This is a genomic window from Sphingomonas sp. Sphisp66, assembly GCF_047324325.1.
Classification (GTDB): domain Bacteria; phylum Pseudomonadota; class Alphaproteobacteria; order Sphingomonadales; family Sphingomonadaceae; genus Sphingomonas.
On sequence record NZ_CP168508.1, the window covers coordinates 2,225,031 to 2,248,014 of the forward strand.

The 22,984-nt window shown below is 67.1% G+C and carries 25 protein-coding genes; 12 read left to right on the forward strand and 13 right to left on the reverse strand.

The genetic code is table 11. The annotated features are described in order from the left end of the window. Window positions 1–10 precede the first annotated feature (10 nt). The 6 genes from ACEN8G_RS10740 to ACEN8G_RS10765 form a co-directional block, all read right to left on the reverse strand. Window positions 11–460, reverse strand: coding sequence for a MarR family winged helix-turn-helix transcriptional regulator (locus ACEN8G_RS10740; protein WP_413416975.1), 450 nt, complete (start codon window positions 458–460; stop codon window positions 11–13). A 361-nt stretch (window positions 461–821) separates the two neighbouring features. Continuing rightward, complete coding sequence (locus ACEN8G_RS10745; RefSeq protein ID WP_413416973.1) at window positions 822–1,604, reverse strand: hypothetical protein; 783 nt, start codon at window positions 1,602–1,604, stop codon at window positions 822–824. 5 nt (window positions 1,605–1,609) lie between these two features. Further along, window positions 1,610–3,022 carry a coniferyl aldehyde dehydrogenase gene (locus tag ACEN8G_RS10750; RefSeq protein WP_413416971.1) on the reverse strand — a complete coding sequence of 471 codons (1,413 nt, stop codon included), beginning with the start codon at window positions 3,020–3,022 and terminating at the stop codon, window positions 1,610–1,612. Further along, complete coding sequence (locus tag ACEN8G_RS10755) at window positions 3,019–3,783, reverse strand: SIMPL domain-containing protein (protein WP_413416969.1); 765 nt, start codon at window positions 3,781–3,783, stop codon at window positions 3,019–3,021. Before ACEN8G_RS10755 ends, ACEN8G_RS10750 begins: the two co-directional genes overlap by 4 nt. Window positions 3,784–3,810: 27 nt before the next feature. Next, window positions 3,811–4,578, reverse strand: a complete 768-nt coding sequence (locus tag ACEN8G_RS10760) for a prepilin peptidase (protein WP_413740781.1) — start codon at window positions 4,576–4,578, stop codon at window positions 3,811–3,813. After that, window positions 4,568–4,828, reverse strand: coding sequence for a hypothetical protein (locus tag ACEN8G_RS10765; protein ID WP_413417218.1), 261 nt, complete (start codon window positions 4,826–4,828; stop codon window positions 4,568–4,570). Before ACEN8G_RS10765 ends, ACEN8G_RS10760 begins: the two co-directional genes overlap by 11 nt. Window positions 4,829–4,916: 88 nt before the next feature. Here ACEN8G_RS10765 and ACEN8G_RS10770 point away from each other — a divergent pair, with 88 nt between their 5' ends. Together ACEN8G_RS10770 and ACEN8G_RS10775 are read left to right on the forward strand one after the other, a co-directional pair. Then, a complete protein-coding gene (locus ACEN8G_RS10770; protein WP_413417220.1) occupies window positions 4,917–6,104 on the forward strand; it encodes an acetyl-CoA C-acyltransferase in 1,188 nt (395 codons plus the stop codon). A 104-nt stretch (window positions 6,105–6,208) separates the two neighbouring features. After that, window positions 6,209–6,493: a hypothetical protein gene (locus tag ACEN8G_RS10775; protein WP_413417222.1), complete on the forward strand. Its 285-nt coding sequence runs from the start codon at window positions 6,209–6,211 to the stop codon at window positions 6,491–6,493. A gap of 117 nt (window positions 6,494–6,610) precedes the next feature. Here ACEN8G_RS10775 and ACEN8G_RS10780 read toward each other — a convergent pair whose 3' ends face one another. Together ACEN8G_RS10780 and ACEN8G_RS10785 are read right to left on the reverse strand one after the other, a co-directional pair. After that, a complete protein-coding gene (locus ACEN8G_RS10780) occupies window positions 6,611–7,006 on the reverse strand; it encodes a lysozyme inhibitor LprI family protein (RefSeq protein ID WP_413417224.1) in 396 nt (131 codons plus the stop codon). A gap of 185 nt (window positions 7,007–7,191) precedes the next feature. Beyond that, window positions 7,192–7,668 (reverse strand): SH3 domain-containing protein, encoded by a 477-nt coding sequence (locus tag ACEN8G_RS10785; protein WP_307119451.1) that lies wholly within the window; start codon window positions 7,666–7,668, stop codon window positions 7,192–7,194. 99 nt (window positions 7,669–7,767) lie between these two features. Here ACEN8G_RS10785 and ACEN8G_RS10790 point away from each other — a divergent pair, with 99 nt between their 5' ends. Then, window positions 7,768–8,766 (forward strand): 2-hydroxyacid dehydrogenase, encoded by a 999-nt coding sequence (locus tag ACEN8G_RS10790; RefSeq protein ID WP_413417226.1) that lies wholly within the window; start codon window positions 7,768–7,770, stop codon window positions 8,764–8,766. A gap of 158 nt (window positions 8,767–8,924) precedes the next feature. Beyond that, window positions 8,925–9,380 carry a PilZ domain-containing protein gene (locus ACEN8G_RS10795; protein WP_413417228.1) on the forward strand — a complete coding sequence of 152 codons (456 nt, stop codon included), beginning with the start codon at window positions 8,925–8,927 and terminating at the stop codon, window positions 9,378–9,380. A gap of 39 nt (window positions 9,381–9,419) precedes the next feature. On the opposite strand, the gene ACEN8G_RS10800 is transcribed toward ACEN8G_RS10795, so the two are convergent. The 5 genes from ACEN8G_RS10800 to ACEN8G_RS10820 all read right to left on the reverse strand — a co-directional run bounded on the left by ACEN8G_RS10800 (window position 9,420) and on the right by ACEN8G_RS10820 (window position 14,126). Beyond that, window positions 9,420–10,823 carry an NAD(P)H-dependent flavin oxidoreductase gene (locus tag ACEN8G_RS10800; protein ID WP_413417230.1) on the reverse strand — a complete coding sequence of 468 codons (1,404 nt, stop codon included), beginning with the start codon at window positions 10,821–10,823 and terminating at the stop codon, window positions 9,420–9,422. A gap of 63 nt (window positions 10,824–10,886) precedes the next feature. Then, window positions 10,887–12,020, reverse strand: a complete 1,134-nt coding sequence (locus tag ACEN8G_RS10805) for a glycosyltransferase (RefSeq protein ID WP_413417232.1) — start codon at window positions 12,018–12,020, stop codon at window positions 10,887–10,889. 90 nt (window positions 12,021–12,110) lie between these two features. Continuing rightward, window positions 12,111–12,806, reverse strand: a complete 696-nt coding sequence (locus ACEN8G_RS10810; protein WP_413417234.1) for a helix-turn-helix transcriptional regulator — start codon at window positions 12,804–12,806, stop codon at window positions 12,111–12,113. Next, window positions 12,806–13,183, reverse strand: a complete 378-nt coding sequence (locus tag ACEN8G_RS10815; protein ID WP_413417236.1) for a VOC family protein — start codon at window positions 13,181–13,183, stop codon at window positions 12,806–12,808. The genes ACEN8G_RS10810 and ACEN8G_RS10815 overlap by 1 nt, the downstream gene beginning before the upstream one ends. Before the next feature lie 73 nt (window positions 13,184–13,256). After that, window positions 13,257–14,126 (reverse strand): alpha/beta fold hydrolase, encoded by an 870-nt coding sequence (locus tag ACEN8G_RS10820; RefSeq protein ID WP_413417238.1) that lies wholly within the window; start codon window positions 14,124–14,126, stop codon window positions 13,257–13,259. Between the two features lie 18 nt (window positions 14,127–14,144). Here ACEN8G_RS10820 and ACEN8G_RS10825 point away from each other — a divergent pair, with 18 nt between their 5' ends. From ACEN8G_RS10825 to ACEN8G_RS10860, 8 genes are all read left to right on the forward strand, one after another. Then, window positions 14,145–15,494 (forward strand): protein adenylyltransferase SelO family protein, encoded by a 1,350-nt coding sequence (locus ACEN8G_RS10825; RefSeq protein WP_413417240.1) that lies wholly within the window; start codon window positions 14,145–14,147, stop codon window positions 15,492–15,494. A 60-nt stretch (window positions 15,495–15,554) separates the two neighbouring features. Continuing rightward, window positions 15,555–16,970 (forward strand): succinylglutamate-semialdehyde dehydrogenase, encoded by a 1,416-nt coding sequence (gene astD, locus ACEN8G_RS10830; protein ID WP_413417242.1) that lies wholly within the window; start codon window positions 15,555–15,557, stop codon window positions 16,968–16,970. Between the two features lie 332 nt (window positions 16,971–17,302). Continuing rightward, window positions 17,303–18,010 carry a Bax inhibitor-1 family protein gene (locus tag ACEN8G_RS10835; protein ID WP_413417244.1) on the forward strand — a complete coding sequence of 236 codons (708 nt, stop codon included), beginning with the start codon at window positions 17,303–17,305 and terminating at the stop codon, window positions 18,008–18,010. A 5-nt stretch (window positions 18,011–18,015) separates the two neighbouring features. Beyond that, window positions 18,016–18,306 carry a zf-TFIIB domain-containing protein gene (locus ACEN8G_RS10840; protein ID WP_413417246.1) on the forward strand — a complete coding sequence of 97 codons (291 nt, stop codon included), beginning with the start codon at window positions 18,016–18,018 and terminating at the stop codon, window positions 18,304–18,306. Window positions 18,307–18,460: 154 nt separating this feature from the next. Further along, a complete protein-coding gene (locus tag ACEN8G_RS10845) occupies window positions 18,461–19,756 on the forward strand; it encodes a glycoside hydrolase 5 family protein (RefSeq protein WP_413417248.1) in 1,296 nt (431 codons plus the stop codon). Window positions 19,757–20,015: 259 nt separating this feature from the next. Continuing rightward, entirely contained in the window at window positions 20,016–20,801 is a 786-nt protein-coding gene (cobA, locus tag ACEN8G_RS10850; RefSeq protein WP_413740782.1) for a uroporphyrinogen-III C-methyltransferase, read from the forward strand. Then, window positions 20,798–21,094 carry a DUF2849 domain-containing protein gene (locus ACEN8G_RS10855; protein WP_413417856.1) on the forward strand — a complete coding sequence of 99 codons (297 nt, stop codon included), beginning with the start codon at window positions 20,798–20,800 and terminating at the stop codon, window positions 21,092–21,094. The genes cobA and ACEN8G_RS10855 overlap by 4 nt, the downstream gene beginning before the upstream one ends. A 256-nt stretch (window positions 21,095–21,350) precedes the next feature. Then, window positions 21,351–22,982: a nitrite/sulfite reductase gene (locus ACEN8G_RS10860; RefSeq protein WP_413417858.1), complete on the forward strand. Its 1,632-nt coding sequence runs from the start codon at window positions 21,351–21,353 to the stop codon at window positions 22,980–22,982. The last annotated feature ends 2 nt before the right edge of the window (window positions 22,983–22,984 follow it).

A 22,984-nucleotide genomic window follows, 5' to 3' on the forward strand; every position in this document is an offset into this window, starting at 1 on the left:
GCCCCTCTGATCAACCCTTTGCTTCCAGCCGCTCGACCGCCGCCTCGATCCGGTCCAGCATCTGGCGCAGCTGCTGCCGCTCCTCGGTCGAGAAGTCGGCGAAGACCTGCCGCTCGAGCTGCAGGGCCTTGGGCGCGACTTCCTCGTACAGCTCCCAGCCCGCCTTGCTCAGCGTCAGCAAGTGCGAGCGCTGGTCACCGGGATTGCTCGCCCGGCTGATCAGCCCGCGTTCGGAAAGCGCGATCGCCGCCCTGCTGACGGTCACCTTGTCCATCCGGGTTCGCCCGCACAGCGCCTGCTGGCTCATCGCCCCGCCCTCGGCGAGGATCGTCACCAGCCGCCATTCGGGGATCTTGAGCCCGAACAGCGCGCGATAGGCGCTCGCCACGGCATCCGACACCGCGTTCGACGCGATCGAGAGGCGATAGGGAAGGAAATCGTCCAGCTTCAGCACGGTCATGGCATCACTCAATTATCATATTTTGACTTTCGCAACTGACAACGCTGGACAGTTGCAATTTTTGCAATGCTACCGGTAACATTACGCACTTGCGATATAAACCGCTGCGATGCACAAAGATCGGGCCTTTCAGGCATCCTCTCCTAAGACTTTCACGGCCGTCCTTCGGGGCGGCCTTTTTTTGCGCGTGGCGTCCGTGCATATTCCCTCCCTGCAACGGAGGGGCAAGGGGTGGGTTAGAAAAGGCAGGGCTCGATGCTCGGCCTTTTCTGTTTTCGCCGACGCTTTGCTGAGCTCGCTGCGCTCGCAACCCACCCCCGCCCCTCCCTTGCAGGGAGAGGAGCAGAAGTGGAACGCCCCCTCAACTCTCCGTATAGCGCAGCAGCAACCAGTCCCGCCCGGCCAGCAACGCCGCCAGCGCCTCCGCCGCGCCCACCGGCGTTCCGGCATAGAAATCCGCAACATCCCCCGCGAGTCGCGCCGCGACCGCGCCGTCCATCACCGCCGCCCGCCGGAACCCGAGCACGCTCGCGCCGACCCCGAACAGCCCCAGCCCATATTCGGCCTCCAGATGCCGAGCGAGTGCCAGGCTCTGCATCGGATCGAGATCCGACGCGAAATAGCCGTTCGGCATGGCAGCCAGCGCGTCGGCCGCCCGCGTCACCGGCACGAACTGCGCCAGCGAGTCCTTCTCCCGGTCGATCCGCAGCGCCGCCTCGGGATCGCGGTTGATCGTCACCGGATCATTGTTGTCCCCGCTGGTCTCCCAGTCGAGCACCTCGCGCGGCACCGCCACGCCTTCCGCCTTCGCCCGCAGATTGGCGAGGCGCACCGCGAATTCCGGCGGCCGGTCGACGAATTCCTCCCCCGCCACCACGTCCAGGTCATGCATGTCCACGGCGTGGCCGGAGGTATATTCGGCCTGCACCCGATCGTTCAGCGTCAGCAGTACCCGCATGTCCGGCCGCTCCGCCTGCAGGCGCGCCTGCACATCCAGCAGCGCGGCGAACGAACCCGGGTTCAGCACCACCACGCCGTCGCACAGCAACCCGCCGAAACTGCGCGGCTTCGCGTCGGCAAAGGGCACCAGCGCAAGGGACTTCTCGCGCCGGAAGAACCCGGACAGGCCAGAGCCAATCGCCATTCCGGCTACTTCATCTGCCGCGCGATCGCCGCCCGCGTCTTCTTCCCATAAGGCGGCTTCAACCCCGCCAGCCCGGCCACATCCAGCTTCGGCTGGCTGTACACCGACTTGGCATGGCTGAACGTCCGGAAGCCGATCTCGCCGTGATAGGCGCCCATGCCCGAGGGGCCGATGCCGCCGAAGGGCAGCTCTTCCTGGCTGACATGGAAGATCACGTCGTTGACCGTCGCTCCGCCCGAGATCGTCCGGTCGAGCACCTGCCGCTTCTCGCCCTCGTCCTTGCCGAAATAATAGAGCGCCAGCGGCCGGTCGCGCCGGTTCACTTCGCCGATAGCATCCTCCAGCTTGCCATAGCGCCGCACCGGCAGCACGGGCCCGAAAATCTCCTCCTGCATCACCGTCATCTCGTCGGTCGGGTTGCGGATGATGTGGAGCGGCAGCTTGCGCGCATTCGAGCTGGCCAGATCCTCGTTCGCCGGATTGACCGCGATCACTTCGGCGCCCTTGGCCCGGGCATCCTCGATCCAGCCGGTCAGCCGCTCATAATGCCGGTCGTTGATCACCGCCGTATAGTCGGGGTTGGAGAGCAGGGTCGGATACATGCGCGAGGCCGCCGCGACGAGCCCGTCGACCACCTCGGCCTCCTTCTCCTCGGGCACCAGCATGTAATCCGGCGCCAGGCAGATCTGGCCGGCATTGAGCATCTTGCCCAGCGCCACCCGCTCGGTCGTCTGGGCGATGTCGGCGGAGCGGCTCACCACCACCGGCGACTTGCCGCCGAGTTCGAGCGTCACCGGCACCAGATTGTCCGCCGCCGCGTGCAGGATGTGCTTGGCGATCCCCGTAGCGCCGGTGAACAGCAGATGGTCGAACGGCAGCTCGGCAAAGGCCTTGCCTGCTTCCGGCCCACCGCTGACGAACGCCAGCTCGGCCGGATCGAAATAGCGCGCCGCCAGCTCGGCCATCAGCGCGCTGGTCACCGGCGTATACTCGCTGGTCTTCACCATCGCCCGGTTGCCCGCGGCGAACACCCCGGCGAGCGGGCTCACCACCAGCTGCACCGGGAAGTTCCACGGCGCAATGATCCCCACCACGCCCTTGGGCTGATATTCGATATGCCCGCGCCCACCGAGCAGCCCGAGCGGGAACAGCACCGGCTTGCGCTCCGGCTTCGACCAGCGCGCCAGATGCTTGAGCGCATGCTTGAGCGGACCGACCGAGGCGGCGATATCGGTGATCATCGATTGCTCGCGGCTGCGATGCCCGAAATCCTCGCTCAGCGCGTCGCAGAGCCTGTCGGCATTGTCGGCGACCATCGCGATCGCGCGCTTCAGCCGGTCGCGGCGCGCATCGAGCGAAACGGGCAGCTCGGCCATGAAGGCGGTGCGCTGGGCATCCAGCAGGTCACGCATGCTCATCGGATGATCTCGTAGCTGAGGTTGAAGCGGGCGGTTATCGTAACCTTGTCCGGATTTATGGCGACTGGCACAGATGCTAGGCGCGAACCGCTCACCACCACCCGCGGCAGGCTGCCGATGTCCTGCGCCACGATCCCGTCCCGCATGTCGAAGTCGGTCACCCGCAGCAGCGGCCCCAGCTTCGCGCCCGATGCCGCGGCGATCGCCTCGGCCTGCGCCTTGCCATTGGCCAGCGCCACCGCCATCGCCTTGCGCCGCGCCGCCGCCGGATCGCGCAGCGCGAACTGCGCCATCGCGACGTCCGAGCCGCCCGCCTGCGCCACCGCGCCGGTCAGCGTCCCTGCCCGGTCGATCGGCGATACCGATGCCGTCACGCTGATGTCGGCGGCATAGCCCTGCACGGCACAGGCGCCGGTGGACAGCCGCGGCTGCGCCATGCCCATCTCGCCCCGTCGGCACTCCGCACTGCGCACTTCCTGCACGCGCATCGTGCCGGTGCGGATATCGAGCCTGGTATCGGCGAACTGGCCGAGCGCCCGCTCGACCTGTTCCTTGCGCGCCACCAGTGCCCGGGTCGCCTCGTCCGCGCTCTGCCCCTCGCCGCGTACCACATAGCGGATCGTCGCAATCTCGGGGGGAAGCTCGACGGCGCCACTGGCGACCACGTCGATCCGTGGCGGCTCCGGCCGCTCCTGCGCCAGCGCCCCACCGCCAATACAAGCGCCCAGCACCACACCCGCGCCCAGCATCAAGCTCCGCATGCCCACTCTCCCTCTTTTGGGGCGAGCCTAACCCGGTATCGGTCCGATCGCCAAGCCAAGCCACACCGCAAAGGCCGCCGCCGCCAGCATCACCCCGAAGGGCAGCCGGTCGGTCGCCGTCACCTTTTGCCCGCCGAGCATCAACCCGAATATCCCGGCGAACCCGATCAGGCAGGCGGCGAGCAGCACCAGCGGCAGCGCGTGCCAGCCGAGCCACAGCCCGATCCCGCCGAACAGCTTCGGGTCGCCCCCGCCCAGCCCCTGCCGCCCGCGCAGCCGCTTATAGCCCCATGCGACCAGCCACAGCACACCGAACCCGGCCGCCCCGCCGATCAGCCGCTCGTCCAGCGGCGGATCCAGGCCCAGCAGCCCGGTGCCCAGCCCCGTCACCGCCAGCGTCGCAGTCAGCGCATTGGGCAGCCACAAGGCCGCCACATCGAGCGCCGCCAGGGTGAGCAGCAACCAGCCGAACACTGCCCCTGCCGCGCCTGCGGGATCGGGGGAGGCAATCGCCGCCGCCACGCCGATCGCGCCGCCGGTCAGCTCGGTCAGCACATGGCTCATCCGGATCGGCGCGCCGCAGCCCCGGCAGCGGCCGCGCTGGAGCAGGTAGCTCAGCACCGGCACCAACTCGCCGGCACGCAGGCCCTTGCCGCAACTGTCGCATTCCGATCGGCCATGGCCGATCACGCGCCCCGCCGGCCAGCGGATCGCCAGCGTCGCGATGAAGCTGCCGAAGACCACCCCCAGCACCCCGAGCAGCACGCCCCACCCCCATGCCGGATCAATCGTCATGAACGGGCTTCTTCCTGCGGATCAGATAGCGATAGATGCCCAGGCAATTGATCCCGAACAGCACGATGTTCTGGGTCCAGAGCGGCTCGTCCTTGGTCATCAGCGCCCCGCCGATCCAGGCGATGCTCGAGGTGACGAACAGCACGAACCCCCAGCCGGTGATCCGCCGCCCCAGGTCCAGCGACACCATGAACGCTGCGATGATCCCGCTGATCGAGGCATACCATTTGAGAATCTCGACCAGGTTCATGTTCGGCGCCTTTCATGCCGGGCCGCGCGGCTTTTGCAAACCGTCGCAAGCGATACTAGATGCGCCCCAACCAATGAGAGGATCCAATATGTCCGCCGACGACGTCGTCATCGCTTCCTATGCCCGCACCCCGATGGGAAGCTTCCAGGGCGTGCTGACCGACGCTTCCGCCACCGATCTCGGTGCCGCCGCCGTCGGCGCGGCGGTCGAGCGCGCAGGGCTGAAGGGCGACGCGATCGAGCGCATCTACATGGGCTGTGTGCTTCCCGCCGGTCTCGGCCAGGCCCCGGCGCGCCAGGCGGCGCTCAAGGCCGGCCTGCCCCACCACATCGAAGCGACGACCGTGAACAAGATGTGCGGCTCGGGCATGCAGGCGGCGATCATGGCCGCCGAGGCGCTCGCCGCCGGCTCGGTCGACCTGCTGATCGCGGGCGGCATGGAGAGCATGACCAACGCGCCCTATCTCTCGATGCGCCACCGCGCCGGCGCCCGCATCGGCCATGACGTGCTCAAGGATCACATGTATCTCGACGGGCTCGAGGACGCCTATGAGCCCGGCAAGCTGATGGGCAATTTCGCCGAGGAAGTGGCGCAGGAATATCAGTTCACCCGCGCTGCCCAGGACGATTTCGCCATCGCCTCGCTGGAGCGCGCCAAGGCCGCCCAGGCGAGCGGTGCGTTCGACCGTGAGATCGTCCCCGTCGAGGTAAAGACCCGCAAGGGCGTGGTCCAGGTCACCGCCGACGAGCAGCCCGCCAAGGCCGATCCGGCCAAGATCCCGACGCTCAAGCCCGCCTTCTCGAAGGACGGCACGATCACCGCGGCCAATGCCTCCTCGATCTCGGACGGCGCCGCCGCTTTGGTGATGACCCGGCTGAGCGTCGCCGGGAAGCTCGGCCTCACCCCCGTCGCCCGCGTCGTCGCCCATGCCGCGCACGCCCATGCCCCGGCGCGCTTCACCACCGCCCCGGTCTTCGCGATGAAGAAAGCCCTCGCCAAAGCCGGCTGGGGTATCGGCGATGTCGACCTGTTCGAAGTCAACGAAGCCTTCGCCGCCGTCGCGATGATCGCAATGAAGGAGCTGTCGCTCGACCACGCGGTGCTCAACGTCAATGGCGGTGCCTGCGCGCTCGGCCACCCGATCGGCGCCAGCGGCGCCCGCGTCCTCGCCACCCTACTCTCGGCGCTGGAGACCCGCGGCGCCCGGCGCGGCCTCGCCTCGCTCTGCATCGGCGGCGGCGAAGCGACCGCGATGGCGGTGGAATTGCTGGACTGAAGGAATAACCGTCATCCCGACGAAAGTCGGGATCTCAGTCGATGGCGCCGGACAGGAGCCGCACGAGATCCCGGCTTCCGCCGGGATGACGAAGAGAGGACGAAATGGTCTTCGATCTGCGGGGCGCGCTGCTCAAAAAGGCCGAGGTGGAATCGGCGCGCCTCGACGATTTCGAGTTCCGCTTGCGCACCCGCACCATGCGCCTGCTGGCGCCCCTGCTCGGCGTGGAAGTGGAGCAACTGGTCGGCCGTATCGCCGTCGAGCCCGACGAAGCGATCATCGCCTCGCTGCCCGATGCCGCCCAAGCCTGGTACGAAGAGGCGCGCACCGAGGCCCGCCGCCAGCTGATCGAGGAGCGCGGCGACCCGACGCCGTACAAGCTGGCCTGAGATATTAGCCAGTGTTCCTGCGAAAGCAGGAACCCAGGGTGGCGAAGTACCTGATGATCCTAGACTCCTGCTGTCGCAGGAGCACAAGAAGGGATTGCCACCTCCATCCGGTGAACGCTAGCGCTTCGCCAACACCTTCGCCCGCGCCTTCGTCACATCGACCCAGCACTGCGCCACCACCACCGGCGCCACAGTCCCACCCCGATAGCGCTTGCCCTTGGCCACGCAGCCGCGGTCGCGCTCGGCGAGCCATTTGCGCTGCTCGACCAGCAGCTTCTGCCGTGCCGCCGGCTTCAACCGCGCCCGCAGCGCCGAATAGCGCGCGCTCATCTGCGCATCCGCAACCCGCAGGTCACGCGCCGCGCAATGCTGCATGTCGAACGTCGTCTCGCACTTGGCGGGAGCAGGGTCCCTGAAGGCGGGGTTCTGCATGAAGGCACCCGCAGTCTGCGCCGAGGCGCCGGTCGCGATCAGCGCGCCCGCAATGGCGGCAAGAGCAAGTCGGAAGGTCATTCTTTTCTCCTCAGCCCCGCAACGCCCACACCCCGGCTCGGCTCCCCGATGCTTCTCACAACCGTCATCCCGGCGAAAGCCGGGATCTCAGGCGAAGGCGCTGAACAAGAGCCGCACGAGATCCCGGCTTTCGCCGGGATGACGATTATTGCGCTGGCCAGGACTCTTGCGACTTTCCCACCCGATCAGTTCACCGTCTCGCCAGGGTCCGTCCCCCAGATATGGCTCTGTTCGACATAGCCGCCGCGCCCGGCGACGTCGAACCAGCACCAGTTGCTCGCGCAGCGGCTCACCCGGCCGACCACGCCCGGCGCGGCGCGCCAGCTCACCCGGGCGTTGAACCGCGGCGCGTCGCGCATCTCGGTCACCGTGCCGATCACCATCGCGGTGCGCACGTCGTCGAGCAGATTGGCGAGCATCCAGCCCTGGGTACCGTCAGGGTCCTCGACCTTGCGCCACTCGCCATAGATGTCGATCACCTTGAGCGGCAGGCCGCGGCGCTGATAGAGCCAGTTCGACGGATAGTTGCGTCCCGGCCCGGTGCGCATCCGCGCCTTCTCGGCCTTGATCGAGACGAAATAGGGCGTCTTGCGCTGCGCCGATGCGGGAACGGCCAGCCCCAGCGCGACGACGCCGAGCACGACCCACTTCCCCAAACGCATGCGACCCCCATTCAAACCGTGTCCGAGCCGCATCTACGCCCACCTCGCCCCCGCCATCAACCGTTGACTGGCGCCGTGCCACCCGCCAAGCCGCTCTTTATGGCACAAGGCCCGCGCCCTTCCCGCCCCCGGGTGATCGTCACCCGCGCGCTGCCCGAGAGCATCGAGGGGCGCATGGCCCAGTTGTTCGATGCGGCGACCAATGCCACCGACACGCCGATGACCGCCGAAGCGCTCGCCGCCGCGATGGCCGATTGCGACGTGCTGGTCCCCACCGTCACCGACCGGATCGACGCCGCGCTGATCACCGCCGCGCCCGACCGCCTGCGTCTGATCGCCAACTACGGCGCCGGCGTCGGGCATATCGACCTCAAGGCGGCCCGCGAGCGCGGCATCACCGTCACCAACACGCCGGGCGTGCTGACCGAGGACACCGCCGACATGGCGATGGCACTGATCCTCGCCGTGCCGCGCCGACTGGTCGAGGGCGACGAGCTGGTCCGCGCCGGCGGCTGGACCGGCTGGGCACCGACCTCGATGCGCGGCCACCGGATCGGCGGCCGGAAGCTCGGCATTCTCGGCATGGGGCGGATCGGCCAGGCGGTGGCGATGCGCGCCCGCGCCTTCGGCCTGCAGATCCACTATCACAACCGCCACCGCCTGCCTCAGGTGCTCGAGGCCCAGTTGGGCGCCACCTGGCACGGCGAGCTCGATTCGATGCTCGAGGCGGCGGACATCCTGACCATCCACACCCCGCACACCGGCTCCACCGGCGGCCTGATCGATGCGCGCCGGCTCGACCTGCTCGGCCCCAAGGGCTGGCTGATCAACACCGCCCGCGGCGAGATCGTCGATAATGAAGCGATGATCGCGGCGCTGTCGGAGCGGCGCATCGCCGGTGCCGGGCTCGACGTCTACGTCAACGAACCCGCAGTCGATCCCCGCCTGCTCGGCCTCGAAAACGTGGTGCTGCTCCCGCACCTCGGATCGGCGACGTTCGAGGGCCGCGAGGACATGGGGGTCAAGGTGATCGCCAATATCCGCGCCTGGTCCGACGGCCACCGCCCGCCCGACCAGGTGCTCGACGGCTGGCTGTAGGTTATCTGATAAATACTTGCGATTACTTCGCCGATAACTCCGATACGGAGCTTCTTCCGGTGCATTAACCAGAGTCCGCAAGCGGTCGGTAAATGTAATTCTGCGTAATTCTACTTACGCGAAGCTGCCTGTTCAGGCGGCGCGTCGGGGGACATCCGATGATACCGAGAGAATCGCGGCGGGAAGTCGTCATTCCCGCCCAGATGCGCAGCAAGGGAGGATGGAGTGACGTTACCATCCGCAACATCTCGCCCCACGGCATGATGCTGCTGGCGCCGTTCCCGCCCAGGCCGGGAACCTTTGTCGAGGTCCGCCGGGCCTCGCTGGCACTGGTCGGCAAGGTGGTATGGGTGAAGGGCAAGGCGCTCGGCATCAAGCTGATCGAACGGCTTAACTTCAACGCCCTGCTCAGGGCCGCGAACGAAGGGCCTGCGGTAAGCCAGAACCGGACCGCCGCCAATGATGCGGCAGCCCCATCGGCCGGCACCAGCCCCGGCATCCTCCAGAGCTGGCTGCGCGCCGGCCTCGATCGCCTCCGCGGCTCGTCGCGCCGCGCTTCCGCCACGGCGGATTTGACCGCATCCGCCACCGCGGATTTGACCAAAGTCTCCTGACGACCCCCGAGACGTGGCCGAAGCCACGCCGGAAACCCCTCAGTCGCCCGTCAGGATACGGTCCACCAGCTGCTTCACCGTCGGAACGAAGCCGTTCGAATAGAACGGGTCCCGCTTGAAGTTGTAGGCAGCATGCCCCGCGAACATCAGGTTATGGTCGGTCGGGCCGCCATGCGCGATGTCCTGCAGCGTCTTCTGGATGCAGAAGCTGCGCGGATCGGCCAGCCGGCCGGTCGAGTTGGTCTCGGTATCCGCCCAGGACGAGAAGGCGCACTGGCTGAGGCAGCCCATGCAGTCCTTCTGGTCGGTGCGAATGATCTGCTGCTCCTCCGACGTCACGAACACCAGGGTGTTGTCCGGGGTCTTGAGCGCCGAGGTGAAGCCCTTGCCGAACCACTGGCGGGCGCGCAGCAGGTCGTTGCGGGTCACCCAGAAATTCTTGCCCTTCACGCCCACGTCGAGCTGGAAGGTGTGGTCGCCCGCCTCTTCCGTCGAATAGGGGATCTGGCGCTCGCTGCGCGCTTCCAGGCTGCGCAGGAACGGGTTGCGTACCGCCGAGGAGTAGAAGCCGGTCGGCGAGAAGCGGTGCAGCAGCACCTCGCCTTCCTCGATCTCCATCAGCTTGGCCTTCCACTCGGCCGGGATCGGGCTTTCCTGGGTGAGCAGCGGGCGCGTGCCGAACTGGAAGGCGATCGCGCCCAGCTCGGGATTGTCGATCCAGTTGCTCCAGTCGCGCAGATACCAGACGCCGCCGGCCATCACGATCGGCACGCTGTCCGAGATGCCGCCTTCGCGCATCACCTCGCGCAGTTCCTTGACGCGCGGATAGGGATCCTGCGGCTTCAGCGGGTCCTCGGCATTCGACAGGCCGTTATGGCCGCCGGCGAGCCAGGGATCCTCATAGACCACCGCGGCCAGCCACTCGCTCGCCTTGGAATAGGCACGCTTCCACAGCGCGCGGAAGGCGCGGCCGGAGCTGACGATCGGCAGATAGTTGACGTTGTACGACGCCGCGATCTCGCTGAGCTTGTAGGGCATGCCCGCACCGCAGGTGACGCCCGCCACCATGCCGCGGGTGCGCTCGAGCACGCCGTGCAGCACGCGCTGCGCCCCGCCCATTTCCCAAAGCACGTTGATGTTGATCGCGCCCTTGCCGCCGGCGATCTCGAAGGCCCGCTTGACCTGCTGCACGGCGCCTTCGATCGCATAGGCGATCAGCTCTTCATGGCGCTCGCGGCGGGTGAGTGCGTTGTAGATCTGCGGGATGATCTTGCCCTCGGCGTCATAGCTGTCGGCGTTGACCGCCGAGACCGTGCCGATACCGCCCGCAGCAGCCCAGGCGCCTGCACTGGCGTGGTTGGTGGCAGCCACACCCTTGCCCCCCTCGACGATCGGCCAGACCTCGCGGCCGTTGTACAGGATGGGCGACAGACCCTTGAACACAGTACCTCCATAAAAATTCGGGCGACGCTAGGCGGATTGGACGCAATAAGCGAGCAACATTCGTTATTGCAGTGCGTCAGGCCGTCCCATTGCGGCGCCATAGAGCCGCGCATAGGCGGCGATCATTTCACCCTCATCGAACAACGCACGGACGCGCGCCCGGTTCTCCTCGCCGACCAGCGCGCGCTCCTCTGGATGCTTGGCGAACATGCCGAGATAGTCGCGCAGCAGCAACTCGGTGCGTTCGGGCGGCAGGAAATGGGTGTTGCGCTCGCCGACCATCTTCGGGATGTCGCCCACCCGGGGCGCGACCACCGGCAGGCCTGCGGCCATCGCCTCCAGCACCGAGAGCGGCGCCTGTTCGCTCTTCGACGAGAGCGCGAACACGTCGAACAGGCCCATGTAGCGGTGCGGCTCGCGCAGGAATCCTGGCAGGATCACATCGTCCTCGATCGCCATCGCCTCGGCGGCGTCCAGGATGGTCTGGCGCTCCGGCCCCTCGCCGACGATCACCAGCTTGAAGCGCGTGTTGAGCCCCGCCACGGCGCGGACCAGCATCGGCAGGTCCTTGACCGGCCTTAGGCCCGCCACGCAGCCGATCACCATCGTGCCGGGCTTCTTCTTCTTGAGCTCGGGGATCAGCTCCATGTCGGGCTTGCCGGCATAGAGCTTGGTCGGAATGCCGTTGGCGATGCGGAACAGCCGGTCGGCGGGCTGGCGCCACTGCTTGAGCGCGATCCGCTCGAGCACGTCGGAAGGGACGACCAGTGCATTGGCAGCCGGTAATGCGAGCCGGCGGTACATGTTACGCACCGGATTGAGCTTCTCCGCCTCGTCCTGATTGAATCCGTCCTCATGATGGATCACCGGCGGCAGGCCCTTGCCGAACACCCGTGCCGCCATCACCCCGTCGATCGCGCCCCAGTTGTAGGTCAGCACCAGGTCGAACCGGCGCATGTAACGCGCGATCGCCTCGTAGCGCTTGACCGAGGGCTTGCCCGAGAGCGGCGGCGGATCCTGGGCGATCTCGTACTTGATCCCCTTGGCGATCATCGCCCGCGCCTCGAGCTGGTCGGGCATCGCCGAGACGATCGTGTGCCGCGCCTTGTCGCCGAACGCGTTCATCAACCGCACGGCGCGCGCTTCCTTGCCGCCGAGGTTGAAGGTCGAATGAAGGTGAAGGATGTGGACTGGCATCGTTGGAAGGGGTGCTTAGCGTCCAAAATGCAATCCGTCATCCCGGCGCGGTGCACAGGGTGACGCTTCGTCGTCACCCAACCCGGTCGCTCAGCGCTGCGGGCCGAACTGCGCCTCATAGCGCCGCAGGCATTCCGCCAGGGAGCGCTCGGCGACCGGCCTGAACTGCGCCCCCGTGGTCGCCAGCCCCGCGGCGCGATCGAGCCGGAACATCCGGAAATCTTCCCGCGCTTCGCACCACGCCACCAGCGTCCAGACCTTACCCCAGAACCACAGGCCCAGCGGATGAACGCGGCGCTGCGTCGCGGCACCCTGCCGGTCCTCGTAGGAAAAGTGCAGGATATCGCGCGCTTCGATGGCCTTCTCCACCAGGTCGATCCGCGCGCGCACCTCGTCGGTCAATTCCATCGGCGGTGCGAAGACATGGGTCTGCGCGACCCGTTGCTGCTCGGTCGGCGGCAGCACGAGTTCGATCTTCACCAGCGCTTCGGCAGCGGCGCGCGCCATGCTTATGCCGCCCCAGGATCGCACCATGCGCACGCCCGCGACGAGAGCGACGATCTCGTCGCGGGTGAACATTAGCGGCGGCAGGTCATAGCCGCTGCGCATCACATAGCCGACGCCGGCCTCGCCATCGATGGGCACGCCGGTGGATTGCAGGTCGGCGACGTCGCGATAGATGGTGCGCTCGGACACTTCGAGCCGCTCCGCCAGCATCGCCGCGGTGACGAGGCGACCGCCCCGCAGATACTGCACTATCTGGAAAAGGCGGTCGGCCCTGCGCATCAGCTCTTGTACTTGAACAGGCCCAGGCTGTTGCCCTCGGTGTCCCTGGCATAGAAGAACGATCCGACCGGAATGTCGATCACCTCCGACACGACCTCCCCGCCGCCCTTCCGGACACGCTCCATCGCGTCGGCCAGGGTATCGTCCACGGCGAAATGGGCGGTCATGCCGTTGCCGTCCTTCGCAGGCTGACCGGGATAGACATGCCCAGCCGCATGCCCACTCTCGACGTGCGGGAACATCCACATCGGATTGGGACCGCCATCGATTTTGGCAAGCGGGCCTTGCAGCAAGGTCTCGTAGAACCGGCAGGCGCGCTCGGGATCGGCGGCCGGAATCTCGGTGAAGACGATATGGGCTTGAGTCGCTTCAGGCATCTGCTCGTTCCTTTTCGCGTTGAACAAGCATCTTCTGCCATACCCCTACTGACAGCATGTCGTCAGGAGCGTGTTATCCCGCCACCCTCGCCAGCAGCCGCTCGATCCCCGCCACCGCCTCGGGTTCCTCCAGCGTCGGCGCATGGCCGATGCCGGGCACGGTGACCAGCTCGGCGCCCGGCACCCGCGCCACCATCTTGGCGGCGGTTTCCTCGCTCAGGATATCGGAGCGCTCGCCGCGCACGATCAGCAAAGGCCGGCCGTTCATCGCGTCGATCGTCGGCCACATGTCCGGCCCGGCCTCGTTGCCCGGCACCCGGAACGGCTCGGCGATCTTCATGTCATAGTCCAGCACGATGCGCCCCGAGCTGTTCACCCGGTAGAGCCGCTTGGCCATGCGCAGCCAGTCCTCGATCGCATAGTTCGGATAGACGTCGGCATTGCCGCTCGCGAGTGCCCGCGCCGCGTGCATCCAGGTCGGGTACCACACACCCTTGCCGACATAGGTGCGGATCCGCGCCAGCCCGGCCGGATTGATCTCGGGCCCGACATCGTTGAGCACCACGCCGGCCAGCTTGTCGCGCTCCGTGGCGGCGAGCAGCATCGTCACCAGTCCGCCCAGCGAGGTACCGACCGCGACGAACCTGTCGACCTTCAGCTCCTCCAGCAGCGCCTCGACATCCTGGAAATAGGTGAGCGGCACATAGGACATCGGGTCCTTGGCATAGCCGCTCTCGCCGCGACCGCGGAACTCGACGCACAGCACGCGCCACTGTCCCGCCAGCCGCTCGGCCAGCGCCTCGTAATCGCGCGCATTGCGCGTCAGCCCCGGAAAGCACAGCACCGGCGGCTTGTCCGCCGGGCCTGCATATTCGCGATAGTGGAGACGAATCCCGTCCCGCGACCACCAGAAACCGTCGGAATAGTTGCGTCGCTCGGCCATTGTTCCCCATATCGCCGCATGGACTTCACTCCGCAACAGGCGATCCTCGAACTCGGCGATCGCTTCTACGATCCGGTCGCCGCCGCGCGCTTCCCGCAGACGATCCTGCGATTCCGTAACGACCGCGCCGCAGCGGAGGTCGGGCTGGACGGACTGACCGACGAGCAATGGATCGCCCATTTCGGGCGGTTCGCGCCGCTCGCGGGTTCGCTACCGACCCCGCTGGCGCTGCGCTATCACGGCCACCAGTTCCGCGTGTACAATCCCGAGATCGGCGACGGCCGCGGCTTCCTGTTCGCGCAGATGACCGACTCGCGCGGCCGGCTGATGGACCTCGGCACCAAGGGATCGGGCCAGACGCCCTATAGCCGCTTCGGCGACGGCCGGCTCACGCTCAAGGGCGGCGTCCGCGAGATCCTCGCCACCGAAATGCTCGAGGCGCTGAACGTGCCCACCTCGCGCACTTTCTCGCTGATCGAGACCGGCGAGGAGCTGCACCGCGGCGACGAGCCCTCGCCCACCCGCTCCTCGGTGCTGGTCCGCCTCAACCACGGCCATATCCGCATCGGCACCTTCCAGCGCCTCGCCCATTTCCGGGAGGCCGAGGCGATGGAGCGCCTCGTCGCCTATGTGCTGCGCCATTATTATGGCGAGGAGCCAGGCGAGGACGGCCCCGCCCGCCTGCTCACCCATGTCTGCACCCGCACCGCGATCCTGGCCGCACGCTTCATGGCGGCCGGCTTCGTCCACGGCGTGCTCAACAGCGACAATATCAACGTCACCGGCGAGAGCTTCGATTATGGCCCCTGGCGCTTCGCTCCCTTCTGGGAGCCGGGCTTCACCGCCGCCTATTTCGACCATGCCGGGCTCTATGCCTTCGGTCGCCAGCCCGAGGCGATCTATTGGGACGCGATGCAGCTCGCCATCTCGCTGCGTCTGATCGCCGACGAGGAAGCGCTGATCGAGGCGATGGAGGCCTTCCCCGAGGTCTATCAGCGCGAAGTCACCGGCGCCCTGCTCTGGCGCCTCGGCGTCACCCCGCGCGGCACCGAGGCGGACGGAATCCTCACCCGCGTGCTGGAAAAGGCCCTTGCCGAGACCCTGACCCCGCTCGATGAATTCTTCTTCGACGCGTTCGGCGGCGATCTTCCTACCCATTATGGCGAAGCGTTCGACGATCTGCGCGGCCAGCTGGAATTCTACCAGCCGCGCAAGAAGCGCGACCACGCCTATTGGTCGGGCGCGCCCTGTTCGATGCTGATCGACGAGGTGGAGACGATCTGGGCCGCGATCGCCGAATCGGACGATTGGGGACCGCTCCATGCCAAGGTCGCCGCGATCCGGCATATGGCAGAGGCACTGGCCTAGCCGCCGAAATTCGTGCAAAGCACGGCAACCTTCCCGAAAGACCAATTCCCCCCGACATCGATGCCCGGCACGGAAATCATCTCGACCGAACCCGCCACCGGCGCGGTTCTCTGGCGCCAGACTAGCGGAGACGCCGACAAGGAAGTCGCCCTCGCCCGCGCCAGCTGGGCCGCCTGGGCCGCCCACCCGCTGGCCTATCGGATCGAGGCGCTGCGCCGCTTCGCCAATGTCGTGCGGCAAAAGGCGGATGCCTTCACCGATCTGCTCGCCCGCGAGACCGGCAAGCCGCTCTGGGAAGCGCGCACCGAAGTCGAGACGGTGATCGCCAAGGTCGACATCTCGATCACCGCCTTCTCGGAGCGCACCGGCCAGCGCCGCATCGACGCACCGATGAACACCCGCCTGGCGCTACGCCACAAGCCACACGGCGTGCTGGCGGTGCTCGGCCCGTATAATTTCCCGGTCCACCTGCCCAATGGCCACATCGTCCCCGCCCTGCTCGCCGGCAATGCGGTGGTGTTCAAGCCATCGGAGAAGACCCCCGCTTCGGGCGCCTTCCTGGTCGACTGCTTTCATGCCGCCGGCATTCCCGAGGGCTGTGTCCGCCTGCTGATCGGCGGGCCGGACGAGGGCAAGGCACTTGCCGCCCACCCGGACATCGACGGCCTGCTGTTCACCGGCTCGGCCAATACCGGCATCGCGCTCAACCGCCAGTTCGCCACCCGGCCGGAGAAGATCCTCGCGCTCGAAATGGGCGGCAACAACCCGATCGTGGTGTGGGATACGCCCGATCTCTATTCGGCCGCCGTGCTGGTCGTGCAGTCGGCCTTCACCACTGCCGGCCAGCGCTGTACCGCCGCACGCCGCCTGATCGTCGACGAGAAGCTCTACGAGCCGCTGATGGCCGAGCTCAACAAGCTGGTCGGCCGGCTGATCATCGGCGAGCCGCATGCCGATCCCGCCCCGTTCATGGGCCCGGTGATCGACAATGATTCGGCCGACATGCTCACCGAGAGCTTCCTCGCGCTGCTCACCATGGGCGGCCGCCCGATCCGCCACATGGAACGCCCGATCGAAGGCCGTCCCTTCCTCACCCCCGGCATCATCGACATGACCGGCGCGAGCGAGAAGGTGGACGTCGAGCTGTTCGGCCCGATCCTCCAGGTCTACCGGGTGAACAGCTTCGAGGAGGCGATCGTAGAGGCGAACGACACGCGCTACGGCCTGTCCGCCAGCCTGGTCTCGCAGAATCCCAAGCTCTACGACCAGTTCTGGGCGAACATCCGCGCCGGCATCGTCAACTGGAACCGCCCGACCAACGGCGCGTCCTCGGCGGCGCCGTTCGGCGGCGTGGGCTGGTCGGGCAACCACCGGCCGAGCGCCTATTACGCCGCGGACTATTGCGCCTATCCGGTGGTCTCCTCGGAAAGCGAATCCTCCCGCGCGTCGATGGGTGTCGGCCTCCGGGACGCCTGAAGCGATACCGGCTTTAAACCTCTCTGGGCCCCGGCCTTCGCCGGGGAACAGCAGAGCGCAGCATACATGCCGAACCTCGATTGCCAGGGGGTCGGAAAGACCAGCACCCCAGCAACAATTCGTTACAGTAGCGTCGTTGAAGCGCCATGACCGGTCCCTTACATTCCAAATGCGGACCGGGCCCCTCTGGCGAGGGCTTTTCCAAGCCCTCGTGATGTCGGCCGCATCGAGCGCGCTCGGTGCAGGTTTGGACTGCGAAGTCCCCCTTCCCCACCGAGACCGAACCGGGCGCCGCTCGATCGAATGCCTTGCTTCGATTGGAGTTTTCGCACGTGAACCCTCTCTACCAGACTCCCCGCACCGGCGCCGCAGCCGCGCGCTTTGACGAAGGGCTGCGCCAGCACATGCTGGGCATCTATCGCAACATGGGGATCGGTCTGGCGATCACCGGCCTTGTCGCGCTCGCCGTGGCGAGCACGCCCGCGCTGGTGGCGCTGATCTTCGGCACCCCGCTCAAATGGGTGGCGATGTTCGCCCCGCTCGCCTTCATCTTCTTCTTCCAGTTCCGCATCGACCGGATGAGCACGTCCGGCGCGCGCACCGCCTTCTTCGCCTTTGCGGCGGTGATGGGCGTGTCGATGGCCAGCATCTTCCTGGTCTTCACCGGCCAGAGCATCGCCATGGCCTTCTTCGCGGCGTCCGCGATGTTCCTGGCGCTGAGCCTGTTCGGCTACACCACCAAGCGCGACCTGACCGGTATGGGCACCTTCCTGTTCGTCGGCCTGATCGCGGTGGTTCTGGCCAGCATCGTCAACGTCTTCCTCGGCTCGACCCTGCTGCAGACGATCTTCTCGGTGGTCGGCATCGGCATCTTCGCCGGCCTCACCGCCTGGGACACGCAGCGCCTGAAGAGCGAATACGCCTATTACGGCCGCAGCGAAGCCGCCGACAAGCTCGCGATCATGGGCGCGCTGTCGCTCTACCTGAACCTGATCAACATGTTCCAGCTGCTGCTGAACCTCACCGGCGAGCGGGAGTAACCATCATGGCCAGCTTCACCTGCCCCGTCGACGGCACCGTGCTGGTGCCGGTCGAGCGCTCGGGGATCGAGATCGACCATTGCCCCAGCTGCCGCGGCGTGTGGCTCGATCGCGGCGAGCTCGACAAGATCATCGAGCGCAGCGCCGCCCCGGCCCCCGCGCCGGCGGCACCCCAGCCGCAGCAATATCGCGGCGGAGAGTATCGTGACGAGCGCCCGCGCTACGACGATCGCGGCCATGGCGGCCATTATCCGCACAAGCGCCGCAAGTCGTTCCTCGAGGAACTGTTCGACTGACCTGATCCCCAGCCCGCGTGCAGGCGCAATACACGCGGGCGGACGGTGGCGCGGCCTTTACCCCTCTCACCTGCGAAGGCCGCGCCCCGTCCAACCCCACTTCCTCCTCGCGCCGTGACGGTTATGATGTGACCGTTAACAGGGGAGGAAGACCATGATCACCCGCAGGTCCGTGCTCGGATCGACCGCCGCCGCACTAGCCGGCGCCGCCATCCCTCTTCCCGCCACCGCCACCCCCGGTGCTTTCGTCACCCGCAAGGGCACCGGCCTGCAGCTGGCCGGCCGCCCCTATCGCTTCGCCGGCACGAACATGTGGTACGCCGCCTGGCTCGGCGCCGACGCCCCCTGGGGCAATCGCGACCGCCTGCGCCGCGAGCTCGACACGCTGGCCGGCATCGGCGTCCGCAACCTGCGCATCGCTGCCTCGGCGGAGGATTCGCCGCTCAAGAACTCGGTCAAGCCCGCCTTCCGCACCAGGGGCAACGCCTGGAACCCCGCCCTGGTCGACGGCCTCGCCTATGCCCTGTCCGAGCTCGCCAAGCGCGACATGAAGGCAGTGCTCTACCTCACCAATTTCTGGGAATGGTCGGGCGGGATGATGACCTATCTCAGCTGGGTGAATGGCGGGAAGTATCTCGACGCGAACGACCCGGCGCATCCCTGGCCCGAATTCCCCGACATGACCGCGCAATTCTATGCGAACAGCGAGGCAGTCGCCCTGTTCCACGACTATGTCCGCGCCACCGTGAAGCGCCATGCCGGCGATCCGGTGATCATGGCCTGGCAGCTCGCCAACGAGCCGCGTCCGGGCGGCAGCCCCAAATCCGCCGAGCCGAACCTCGCCGCGTACAATGGCTGGATCCAGGGGACCGCGAAGCTGATCAAGTCGCTCTCGCCCCGCCATCTTGTCTCCACCGGCAGCGAGGGTCTGAAGGGTTCGGTCGAGCGCGCCGACGTCTACAAGGCCGCGCACGCCTTCCCCGATATCGACTATCTCACCGCCCATATCTGGCCGCTCAACTGGGGCTGGGTCGATGCCAAGGACATCGCCGGCACCAACGACGCCAGCTTCGCCAAGGTGCGCGAATATATCGCCCAGCACATCGCCCTCGCCACCGCCATGGGCAAGCCGCTGGTGATCGAGGAATTCGGCTATCCCCGCGACGGCGGCGGCTATGACCCGGAGTCAGCAACGCGCTACAAGGACCTGTATTACAAGCTGATCTACGACGCAGTCGAAGCCAACCCGAGCATCGTCGCCGGCTCCAACTTCTGGGCCTGGAACGGCGAAGGCCGCCCGGTCCATGGCGACCACCGCTTCCGCCCCGGCGACACCGCCTGGCTCGGCGACCCGCCCCACGAACCCCAGGGCTGGTACGGCGTGTTCAACAGCGACGCGTCGACGCGCGCGGTGATACAGGCGCATGCCAGGGCATTGGCGAGCAACTGACCCAACACCCACGTCTCGCCTTATCTCGTCACCCCGGCCTTGTGCCGGGGTCCACTATGCCTCGTTTTCTGTCGCAAGAGCCTCTTGCGCAAGGCTCGCCTCCCGGTGGACCCCGGCACAAGGCCGGGGTGACGGAGTGGAAACCGCGATGATCGCTTCCCCAATTCAAAACCCCACGCCCCGGTAAGGATTGTTTCCCTTGCCCCACCCCAAGCAACCGTCCGTTGCCCCCCGCGCCGGCGCGGCCCATTTGCCCTCCATGGCGACCCTTCTCGATCCCACCGCGCGCGGGCGCGTGATTCTCGTTGGTGCGGGCCCCGGCGACCCCGGCCTGCTCACCGTGCGCGCCGTCGAGGCGCTCAAGCAGGCCGATGTGCTCGTCCATGACGGCCTCGTCGATCCGCGCGTCCTCGATCTCGCGCCCCAGGCCCACCGCATCTCGGTCGCCAAGAGCCGCTCGAAGCACACCGTGCCGCAGGAAGCGATCAACGCCCTCATCGTCGCGCATGTGAAGACCGGCGCGATCGTCGTGCGCCTCAAGGGGGGCGACCCGTTCATCTTCGGCCGCGGCGGCGAGGAAGTCGAAGCCGTGCGCGCCGCCGGCCTGCCCGTCGAGGTCATCCCCGGCATCTCCGCCGCGCTGGGCGCCGCCGCCGAGGTCAACCTGCCGCTCACCCATCGCGACTGGTCGAGCGCGGTCAGCTTCGTTGCCGGCCAGTGCAAGGACCTGTCCGAGCAGAACTGGTCCGGCCTGGCCGGCAAGGGCCGCACGCTGGTGATCTACATGGGCGTCGCCACCTGCCCGGACATTTCCGAGAAGCTGATGAACGACGGCGTCTCGCCCGACATGCCCGTCGCCGTGCTCGAACGCGGCACGCTGGAGGGTAGCCGCGCGCTGCGCACCCTGCTCGCCGATCTCGGCCCGATGGTGAGCCGTGAGAAGGTGCAGAGCCCGGCGATCATCATCGTCGGCGAGGTCGTCATGCTCGCCGATGCCGAGGACAAGCTCGCCAACTGGGCGAAGGCTGCGGAGGCGCTGGCATGAAGCTCCTGACCGGAAACGATCTCGCCAGCGGCGACGTCACTTGGTGGACCGGCACCGGCTGGTCGCGCCATGTCGAGGACGCCGCCGATGTCGGCGACCAGGGCGAGGCGATCGCCCATGCCGAGGAAGGCGCCCGCCGCGTCAACGGCCCCTATGTGATCGACGCCACCGCGACGCCGGAGGGCCCGCGCCCCGCCCACATCAAGGACCGCATCCGCGCCCTCGGCCCCACCGTCCGCCCGGACCTGACGCTGAAACCCGCCGACCCGAATGCGGGGAGCTGGGTGATATGATTTTCGCGCAACGACGCGACGACGCGACGATGTTTTCGCGCAGAGGCGCAGAGGTGTCTCGCCCGGCTGCGCCAGCAGCCTTTCAATCTTTGCCGAAGACAGGGAAAAGCGCACTTTCGCGCGCACCTTCTTCTCTGCGTCCTCCGCGCCTCTGCGCGCAAAGAATCTCCGCGCCTCCGCGTCTCCGCGTGAACCAACCCTTCTTCTTCGTCGCGTCGTCGCGTCGTTGCGCGAACAAACTCCAGGTCCTCCGCTGATGTACAAATACGACGAATATGACCATTCCATCGTCGCCGCGCGCGTCGAGGAGTTCCGCGACCAGGTGAACCGCCGCCTGGCCGGCCAGATCACCGAGGACCAGTTCAAGCCGCTACGGCTGATGAACGGCCTCTATCTCCAGCTCCACGCATACATGCTGCGCGTCGCCGTGCCCTATGGCACGCTCGACAGCCGCCAGATGCACATGCTGGCGCACATCGCCCGCAAGTACGATCGCGGCTATGGCCATTTCACCACCCGCCAGAACCTCCAGTACAACTGGATCAAGCTCGAGGACGCGCCCGACATCCTCGCCGAGCTGGCCACGGTCGAGATGCACGCCATCCAGACCAGCGGCAATTGCATCCGCAACATCTCGTCGGACCAGTTCGCCGGCGCCGCCGCAGACGAGCTGACCGATCCGCGCCCCTGGGCCGAGCTGCTGCGCCAGTGGAGCACCTTCCACCCCGAGTTCAGCTACCTGCCGCGCAAGTTCAAGATCGCGGTGATCGCCGCCGAGGAAGACCGTGCGGCGATGCGCCTGCACGATATCGGCCTGCAGATCGTCGAGCGCGACGGCAAGCTCGGCGTCGCCGTCTATGTCGGCGGCGGCATGGGCCGCACCCCGATGATCGCGCCGCTGATCAAGGACTATGTGCCCTTCGAGGATTTCGTCAGCTATCTTGAGGCCTGCCTGCGCGTCTACAATCGCTATGGCCGCCGCGACAACATGTACAAGGCGCGGATCAAGATCCTGATCCACGAGCTCGGCGCGGAGAAATACGCCGCCGAGGTCGAGGAGGAGTTCAAGGCCGTCAAGGCGCTCGGCATCGATCCGCCCCGGGCCGAGTTCGACCGCATCGCCGCCTATTTCGCCCCGCCCGCCTATGACGCGGAAGCGCCCGACGCGCTCGATCGCAGCGATCCCGATTTCGCGGTCTGGCTCGACCAGAATGTCTCGGCGCACAAGCAGCCGGGCTATGCAGTGGTGACGATCAGCCTCAAGCCGATCGGCGGCATCCCGGGCGACGCCAGCGCGGACCAGATCGACCTGATGGCCGATCTCGCCAAGACCTACAGCTTCGACGAGCTGCGCGTCACCCACGCCCAGAACATCGTCCTGCCGCATGTCCGCAAGGCCGATCTCTACACCATCTGGCAGCAGCTCCGCGACGCCGGCCTGGCCGAAGCCAATCTCGACCTGATCAGCGACATCATCGCCTGCCCGGGCCTCGATTATTGCAGCCTCGCCAACGCCCGCTCGATCCCGCTCGCCCAGAAGATCGCCACGCGCTTCTCGGACATCGGCCGCCAGCGCGAACTGGGCGAGCTCAAGCTCAAGATCAGCGGCTGCATCAACGCCTGCGGCCACCATCATGCCGGTCACATCGGCATCCTCGGGGTCGATCGTAAGGGCGTCGAGAACTACCAGCTGCTGCTCGGCGGCTCGGGCGCGGAGGACGTGTCGCTCGGCACGATCACCGGCCCTGGCTTCAGCGAGGACGGCATCGTCGACGCGATCGAGAAGGCCACCGACGTCTATCTCGCCCAGCGCGAGGACGGCGAACGCTTCCTCGACACCTATCGCCGCCTCGGCATGGCCCCGTTCAAGGAGGCGATCTATGGGTAAGT

What these genes read in the sequence shown, in the direction of transcription:
- ACEN8G_RS10755 (WP_413416969.1), bottom strand. Translation starts at nt 3,783, where the DNA reads ATGCGGAGCTTGATGCTGGGCGCGGGTGTGGTGCTGGGCGCTTGTATT.
- ACEN8G_RS10815 (WP_413417236.1), bottom strand. Translation starts at nt 13,183, where the DNA reads ATGCCTGAAGCGACTCAAGCCCATATCGTCTTCACCGAGATTCCGGCC.
- ACEN8G_RS10760 (WP_413740781.1), bottom strand. Translation starts at nt 4,578, where the DNA reads ATGACGATTGATCCGGCATGGGGGTGGGGCGTGCTGCTCGGGGTGCTG.
- ACEN8G_RS10795 (WP_413417228.1), top strand. Translation starts at nt 8,925, where the DNA reads ATGATACCGAGAGAATCGCGGCGGGAAGTCGTCATTCCCGCCCAGATG.
- ACEN8G_RS10770 (WP_413417220.1), top strand. Translation starts at nt 4,917, where the DNA reads ATGTCCGCCGACGACGTCGTCATCGCTTCCTATGCCCGCACCCCGATG.
- ACEN8G_RS10785 (WP_307119451.1), bottom strand. Translation starts at nt 7,668, where the DNA reads ATGCGTTTGGGGAAGTGGGTCGTGCTCGGCGTCGTCGCGCTGGGGCTG.
- ACEN8G_RS10860 (WP_413417858.1), top strand. Translation starts at nt 21,351, where the DNA reads ATGTACAAATACGACGAATATGACCATTCCATCGTCGCCGCGCGCGTC.
- ACEN8G_RS10820 (WP_413417238.1), bottom strand. Translation starts at nt 14,126, where the DNA reads ATGGCCGAGCGACGCAACTATTCCGACGGTTTCTGGTGGTCGCGGGAC.
- ACEN8G_RS10745 (WP_413416973.1), bottom strand. Translation starts at nt 1,604, where the DNA reads ATGGCGATTGGCTCTGGCCTGTCCGGGTTCTTCCGGCGCGAGAAGTCC.
- ACEN8G_RS10845 (WP_413417248.1), top strand. Translation starts at nt 18,461, where the DNA reads ATGATCACCCGCAGGTCCGTGCTCGGATCGACCGCCGCCGCACTAGCC.
- ACEN8G_RS10790 (WP_413417226.1), top strand. Translation starts at nt 7,768, where the DNA reads ATGGCACAAGGCCCGCGCCCTTCCCGCCCCCGGGTGATCGTCACCCGC.
- ACEN8G_RS10805 (WP_413417232.1), bottom strand. Translation starts at nt 12,020, where the DNA reads ATGCCAGTCCACATCCTTCACCTTCATTCGACCTTCAACCTCGGCGGC.
- ACEN8G_RS10750 (WP_413416971.1), bottom strand. Translation starts at nt 3,022, where the DNA reads ATGAGCATGCGTGACCTGCTGGATGCCCAGCGCACCGCCTTCATGGCC.
- ACEN8G_RS10825 (WP_413417240.1), top strand. Translation starts at nt 14,145, where the DNA reads ATGGACTTCACTCCGCAACAGGCGATCCTCGAACTCGGCGATCGCTTC.
- ACEN8G_RS10855 (WP_413417856.1), top strand. Translation starts at nt 20,798, where the DNA reads ATGAAGCTCCTGACCGGAAACGATCTCGCCAGCGGCGACGTCACTTGG.
- ACEN8G_RS10765 (WP_413417218.1), bottom strand. Translation starts at nt 4,828, where the DNA reads ATGAACCTGGTCGAGATTCTCAAATGGTATGCCTCGATCAGCGGGATC.
- cobA (WP_413740782.1), top strand. Translation starts at nt 20,016, where the DNA reads ATGGCGACCCTTCTCGATCCCACCGCGCGCGGGCGCGTGATTCTCGTT.
- ACEN8G_RS10780 (WP_413417224.1), bottom strand. Translation starts at nt 7,006, where the DNA reads ATGACCTTCCGACTTGCTCTTGCCGCCATTGCGGGCGCGCTGATCGCG.
- ACEN8G_RS10840 (WP_413417246.1), top strand. Translation starts at nt 18,016, where the DNA reads ATGGCCAGCTTCACCTGCCCCGTCGACGGCACCGTGCTGGTGCCGGTC.
- ACEN8G_RS10775 (WP_413417222.1), top strand. Translation starts at nt 6,209, where the DNA reads ATGGTCTTCGATCTGCGGGGCGCGCTGCTCAAAAAGGCCGAGGTGGAA.
- ACEN8G_RS10810 (WP_413417234.1), bottom strand. Translation starts at nt 12,806, where the DNA reads ATGCGCAGGGCCGACCGCCTTTTCCAGATAGTGCAGTATCTGCGGGGC.
- ACEN8G_RS10740 (WP_413416975.1), bottom strand. Translation starts at nt 460, where the DNA reads ATGACCGTGCTGAAGCTGGACGATTTCCTTCCCTATCGCCTCTCGATC.
- astD (WP_413417242.1), top strand. Translation starts at nt 15,555, where the DNA reads ATGCCCGGCACGGAAATCATCTCGACCGAACCCGCCACCGGCGCGGTT.